General features: G+C 70.7%; 7 protein-coding genes. 5 read left to right on the top strand and 2 right to left on the bottom strand.

Going from position 1 to position 5,943, the window contains the following annotated elements; all coding sequences use genetic code 11:
• From KBX53_RS19370 to KBX53_RS19390, 5 genes are all read left to right on the top strand, one after another.
• A partial coding sequence (locus KBX53_RS19370; RefSeq protein ID WP_210860837.1) for a tetratricopeptide repeat protein occupies positions 1–916 on the top strand: 916 nt, incomplete at its 5' end.
• Positions 917–1,010: 94 nt separating this feature from the next.
• Positions 1,011–1,730 carry a hypothetical protein gene (locus KBX53_RS19375; protein WP_210860838.1) on the top strand — a complete coding sequence of 240 codons (720 nt, stop codon included), beginning with the start codon at positions 1,011–1,013 and terminating at the stop codon, positions 1,728–1,730.
• Between the two features lie 40 nt (positions 1,731–1,770).
• Entirely contained in the window at positions 1,771–2,655 is an 885-nt protein-coding gene (locus tag KBX53_RS19380) for a hypothetical protein (RefSeq protein WP_210860839.1), read from the top strand.
• 152 nt (positions 2,656–2,807) lie between these two features.
• The gene (locus KBX53_RS19385; RefSeq protein ID WP_030330360.1) at positions 2,808–3,116 is read left to right on the top strand and encodes a hypothetical protein; all 309 of its coding nucleotides are present in this window, start codon (positions 2,808–2,810) and stop codon (positions 3,114–3,116) included.
• Positions 3,117–3,194: 78 nt separating this feature from the next.
• Positions 3,195–3,716 carry a hypothetical protein gene (locus KBX53_RS19390; protein ID WP_210860840.1) on the top strand — a complete coding sequence of 174 codons (522 nt, stop codon included), beginning with the start codon at positions 3,195–3,197 and terminating at the stop codon, positions 3,714–3,716.
• A 33-nt stretch (positions 3,717–3,749) separates the two neighbouring features.
• On the opposite strand, the gene KBX53_RS19395 is transcribed toward KBX53_RS19390, so the two are convergent.
• Together KBX53_RS19395 and KBX53_RS19400 are read right to left on the bottom strand one after the other, a co-directional pair.
• Complete coding sequence (locus tag KBX53_RS19395) at positions 3,750–4,937, bottom strand: NAD(P)/FAD-dependent oxidoreductase (RefSeq protein WP_210860841.1); 1,188 nt, start codon at positions 4,935–4,937, stop codon at positions 3,750–3,752.
• 82 nt (positions 4,938–5,019) lie between these two features.
• Positions 5,020–5,943: RNA polymerase sigma-70 factor (locus KBX53_RS19400; RefSeq protein WP_210860843.1), on the bottom strand; the 924-nt coding region annotated here is incomplete at its 5' end.

The following is a 5,943-nucleotide window of genomic DNA, read 5'->3' on the forward strand; positions in this document are numbered from 1 at the left end:
CGGGTTCATCATCGAGCGTCCCGGCGCGGGCGTGCTGCCGGAACGACCCCGGAACCGGTCGGCCGCCGCGGCGTGGTTCAGCACCGAGGTTCCCGTCCTGCTCGCCGCGGTGCCGCTCGCGGCGCGGTCCGGGTTCGAGGGGCACGCCTGGCGGCTCGCCTGGGCCATGGCCGGCTTCCTGCACCGGCAGGGGCACTGGCAGGACTGGCTGGGCACGCAACGGATCGCGCTGGCCGCCGCGTCCCGCATCGGGGATCAGGCCGGGCAGGGCCACGCGCACCGCAGCCTTGGTCTAGCCTGCTCCCGGCTCCGACGGTACGACGAGGCCGACGACCACCTGCGGCGGGCGCTCGACCTGTTCACCGACGTCGGCGACGACGCCGGACGAGCACACACCTGCCTGAACCTTGGTCAGCTGGCGGAGCGGCAGGGCCAGCACCAGCAGGCGCTCACCCACTCCCGGCGGGCGCTGGCCCTGTTCCGGTCGGCGGGGAACCGGGCGGGTCAGGGCTACACCCTCAACGCGGTCGGTTGGCAGGAGGCGCTGCTCGGCAACTACCACAGCGCCCTTGCCTCGTGCGGTGAGGCGCTGCGGATGTTGCAGGAGGTGGACGACGTCCAGGGGCAGGCCGACACCTGGGACAGCCTCGGCCACGCCCACCACCAGCTCGGTGACGACCGGCGGGCGATCGCCTGCTACGAGCACGCCCTCGAACTCTTCACGCAGGTCCACGACCGGTACGCCGAGGCGAGCACGTACGTCAACCTCGGCGGCAGCCACCGGGCGCTCGGTGACCTCGGTGCCACCCGTGCCGCCTGGCGGCGGGCCCTGACCATCCTCGACGAACTCGGCGATGCCGACGCCGACTCGATCCGCGCCAACCTCGACCAGCTCGACGCGAGTCGACTGCACTGACGTACCCCGCTTTCAGCGCCGTTTCCGGGCCGCTTCAGCGCGGCCCGGCACTCTTCGGACACCAGTTTCTTCCGCACCAGGAATGGAGCGTTCGATGAGTCTTTTGGCACACCGCCTCGCGGTGATCGGGGTGGCCAGCGCGACGGTGCTGGCCATGTCCTCCGCCGCCGTGGCCCAGACCGTCAAGCCGCCGCGGAAGGGCGCCGACTGCGTGGTCCAGCACGTCGACGAACGCGGCGGAACCGTCCGTACCGAGACAGCGCCCGAAGGCAAGGAGTACGGCGCGTTCCGCTGCGTCGGCGGACTGTGGACGTTCGGCTGGGCGCCCTTCGCGGCCGACGACATGATCACGGCCGGTGAGATTCAGGTCGACCCGGCCGGTGCCGTGTCGGTCCGGCGGTTCACCGGCCCGGCGCTCGGCAACGACCTCACAGTGGGCGAGATCGCCGGCATCGCCCAGGCCGTCAGCGGCAGCCGGGAGGTGTTCGTCGACCGCGCGATCGTGGCGGTCGACGACGGCAAGCAGCGGACCCCGGAGCAGGTCGCGGCGCTGCTGGCGGGCAAGGACGACACCGGCGTACGGGTGCTGGACATCGTCGAGAAGCCGGACGCCGCCATGTCGACGAAGGAGATCATCGACGAGGCCGGCGGCACACCCGAGACGACAGTCGTCTACTTCAGCCTCTGGGGAGCGATCAAGTCGGTGTTCGCCTGGATCGTCGACACGATCGGCGAGATCGGTGAGTGGATCGACGACCACTGCGACTGGGGATCCCCCAACGATGTCGGCGACATCGTCACGTGCCGCTGGTAGCCCGACCGACAGTGCTCATCGAGACAGTGAGGGGAAGAAGATGACAACTCTGCGGGACATCACCAGGCGCGTCACCGTCGTCACGACCGCCCTGATCGTCGGGCTGACCGCCTCGTACGCGCCGTTGCAGGCCGACGACGGTGCGGCCCGGACGACGATCACCGACCATCCCGGTGCGCCGGGGACGATGCTGCAACGGTTCGAGGAGCTGACCGGCCGGCCCGTCGGCGACCTGGACAAGGTGCTGGCCGTCGACACCGGCGGGCGGAACCTCACCGGCGACGAGCTCGAAGCGCTGGCCACCGGCAAGGAGGTCGACGGTATCACTGTCGTCGGCACGATTGCGGGCAGCCGGGGCGTCCTCGGCACGACCATGGCCGACCTCGCCGACGGGACGTACGACGGCACCGGCGACAGCCCGACGGCGACCTCACTGCTCTTCGCGTCGTCCGCCCCCGACGGCCGGGAGTGGTGTCTGACCATGTGCGTCGCGTCGGGCAAGTCCATCTGGGAATGCCTGCTGTCGCGCCGGACGGGCGACCTGATCCTCACCCTCGACCTGGCCGGCGGCACCACGATCGGCGAGACGAAGGCTGCCTTCGAGAAGGCCAACGGCGTCGCCGTCGACGGCCCGGACACCGTGGAGACCCTGGTCGGCGAGGGTGAACCGTCGGCGGATGAGATCACGGCACTGCTCGACGGCAAGGACGTCGAGTCCTTGCGGCGGGTGGCGACAGTGGACGGGCCGGATCCCGGGTGGGCGCTTGCGGACATCGCGGAGAAGTCCGGTGTCGTGTACGCGAAGACCAAGGGGCACCTTTTCACCCTCAACCTGCCGATCCTCGGCAAGATCCTGGTGTTCTGCGTTTCGCAGGATGGCGGGAAGACCTGGAAATGCTCGGCCCGGCAATGGGGCGGGTTCTGACGGGTAGGCCGTCGGACGGTCCCGCTCCGGATCGACCCCACCGGTCGAGGCGGAGCGGGACCGCATGCCCGCGGCTGCTGGTCACCGGCGACAGCGCCAGCGCGTGTCCGGCAGGGACAGCCGCGAACCGGGCGTGCCCCGATACTCCTCAAGTGATCAGCAGCGACCCTCGCGTCCCGTGGCCGTCCCGCTCGTCCCACCCGGCGGACAGTTCGACACTGCCGCTCTACATGGTCCTCTTCTTCGTGCTGGGCCTGATTGCCTTCGCCGCGCACGGGGCGGGCGACGGCCGGGAAGCACTCATCATCGCGAGCATCGTCTCGGGGGTGTTCTTCGCGTGTTTCCTGATCCTCTTCGCGGTCTACTGGATCGGATACCTGCTCAAGGAGCACGCCGTCTGGCTGGCCGGGCGCCAGGCTGAGTCCGGTGGGGCAGCCACGGATCAACAGCCGGAGGAGTGAGTCGCCGGCTCGCGCCGGCGGACCAGAAGCTCCGGTCAATGTCCGGAGATCGACACTGCTGGGGACAGGATCCCGACGATGTCGGACGCTGACAGAATGTCGCATCTGGATGAAGAGCAGCGAGAGCGCGCCGTCTTCATCGCTGAAGCCGAGTTGCTCGAACAGCGGCACGACAGCTGGGCTGTGCTGCAGCGGAAACAGGCCGCATGGTGGCAACGCTGGAACACCCTGACCACCGTCTTGTCGGCGGTGATCGCGGGTGCTTCGGGGGCTGCCGGGCTGGCCTCGGCTGAGCTGGGCACGGTAGCCGCGATCGCCGCTCTGGTGGCCGCCGGCCTGGCCTCGATCGCGAGTAGTTCCGGCGCGGCGCACCGCAGCGAGGTGGCATTCGTCTCCGCTGCGACCAACCAGGCCCTGGCCGACCAGGCCAGGGCCTTTCGGACGATCTGGGCACCACACCAACCGCTGACCGATGTGCGCGCCCGGTTCGCCGAGCTCTCCCTGCAACGGGACCAGGCGGTCACCAACGCGGCGTTGAAGTTGGGTCGGCGGCCGTTGGCGCGGTATCTCCGCAAGACCGCGCGTTCGGCCAGCCACTGACGGTGACCGGCCGAGCCGCAGTCCGCGGCCAGGTCAGGACACGCCGGTGCGGATCTCCGATCGGGTCGCGACGACGCGGTGGCGGCGCACCGGGTACAGCACCGGGTGGGACATGCTCCAGGCGGCGCCCGCGCAGACGATCTCCTTGTAGCGGGCCGCCAGCTTCCCGGTGAGCAGAGCCGGCTTGGCCCGGTCGTCGGCGGTGACGTACTGGATGATGCCGTCGCGGCGGCCGAGGCTGATGCATTGGTTGAAGTAGCGCAGCGGGGCCTTGGGGAACTTCGTCCGACCGGTGAGCCGCGCGGCGATGGCGTCGGCAGCCTGCCAGGCCATCGGGATGCCCGAGGCGCACGACATCCGCAGCGGCTTGCCGCCCGGTCCCGCCGCGATCGCGGCGTCGCCCACCGCGTACACCTCGGGGTGGGAGACCGACCGCATGCTGTCGTCGACGATGATCTGCCCGGTCTCCGCGACCGCCAGGGTCGTGGCGGCGGCGATCGGGTGCACGGCGAAGCCGGTCGTCCAGATTGTCACCTGGGCCGGGATCTCCCGACCGTCGCGGGTGAGCGCGCCGGTCGCCTCGACCCGCGCGATGTCGGCGTGCTCGTGCACGGTGATGCCGAGCCGGTCGCAGACGCCGCGCAGGTGCTGCTGCGCCCTGCCGTTGAGCCAATCACCGAGACCACCGCGGGCGGCGAGCGCGACACGGAGGTCCGGCCGGGCCTCCGCGATCTCGGTGACCGCTTCGAGGCCGGTGAGGCCGCCGCCGACGATGAGCACGGTCCCGCCGGCCGCGAGGTGGGCGAGGCGGTCGCGCAACCGCAGCGCCGACGGCCTGCCGGCGATGTCGTTCGCGTGCTCGGCGACCCCGGGGACGCCATGGTCGGCGGCGGTGCTGCCGAGGGCGTAGACGAGCGTGTCGTAGGCGATCTCGTCGGTGCCGTGGTCGTCGGCGAGCGCGACGGTCCTGCGGTCGGCGTCGACGGCGGTGACCCGCGCCAACCGGAGCGTGACGTCGGTGCCGGCGTAGATCTCGCTCAGCGGGCGGGGTTTGAGGTCCTGCCCGATGGCGAGTTGGTGCATGCGGACCCGCTCGACGAAATCCGCGTCGGCGTTGACGACGGTGATCTCGGTGTCGCCGGGGTGCAACCGCTTGGCGAGGCGTCCAGCGGCCGTGACTCCGGCGTAGCCCGCTCCGAGGACGACGATGCGGTGCTTCATGGTGGCACTCCTGTCTCGGTGTTGGTCGCTTCCTGAACCGGACAGCGCCCCGATTCCTGACAGGAGCCGGCTATGAGCTGGATCACCAGACGTGCAGGGCGGGCTCCTCGTGCTCCGAGGCGGACCACTGCCGGCTGGCGCGGCCGAGTTTGTCGGGGTTGACCTGGTTGTGGATGGCAGTGACCCCCTCGGGCGTCACCTGCAGCGACATCACGCCGATGACCCGGTCGTCGACCACGACCACCACCGCCGGAGCGCCGTTGGCGGTGGCGACGTGCAGGGCGGGGCTGCCGCCGACCAGGTCCCGTTTGACGTCGGCGGGCTTGAACAGGCCGCGCAGGAACTTCGCCACGGCCAGTGCGCCGACGATCGGCGCGGACCGGGCCGGGATCTTGCCGCCGCCGTCGGCGGTGCTCGTCACGTTGTCGGTCAGCAACTCGACCAGCCGCTGGATCTCGCCGTTGTTCGCCGCCGTGAGGAACTCCGCGACGATCTTCCGGGCGGTGGCCCGGTCGACCTCCGCGCGGGCCCGCTCGGCGCTGACGTGTTGCTTGGCGCGCCGGTAGGTCTGTTGGCAGTTCGACTCGGTGATGCCGAGGATCTCGGCGATCTCACCGTGCGAGTAGCCGAACGCCTCCCGCAGCACGTACACCGCGCGCTCGTTGGGCGACAACCGCTCCAGCAGGGTGAGCACCGCCATCGAGACCGATTCGCGTTGCTCGGCGGTGTCGAGGGGGCCGAGCATCCGGTCCCCGGCGAGGACCGGTTCGGGCAGCCAGGTGCCCACGTAGGTCTCCCGCCGGGCCCGCGCCGAGGTGAGCTGGTTGAGGCACACGTTGGTGAGGACCTTCGTCAGCCATGCCTCGGGCGTCTCGACGTGCTCCCGCTCGGCGGCCTGCCAGCGCAGGAACGTGTCCTGGACGGCGTCCTCCGCGTCGCTGGCCGAGCCCAGCAGGCGATAGGCGATCGCCTCCAGGCGGGCCCTGGAGCGCTCGAACAGCTCCAC

Source organism: Micromonospora sp. M51, from assembly GCF_018070305.1.
In the GTDB taxonomy this organism is placed as follows: Bacteria; Actinomycetota; Actinomycetes; order Mycobacteriales; family Micromonosporaceae; genus Micromonospora; species Micromonospora parva.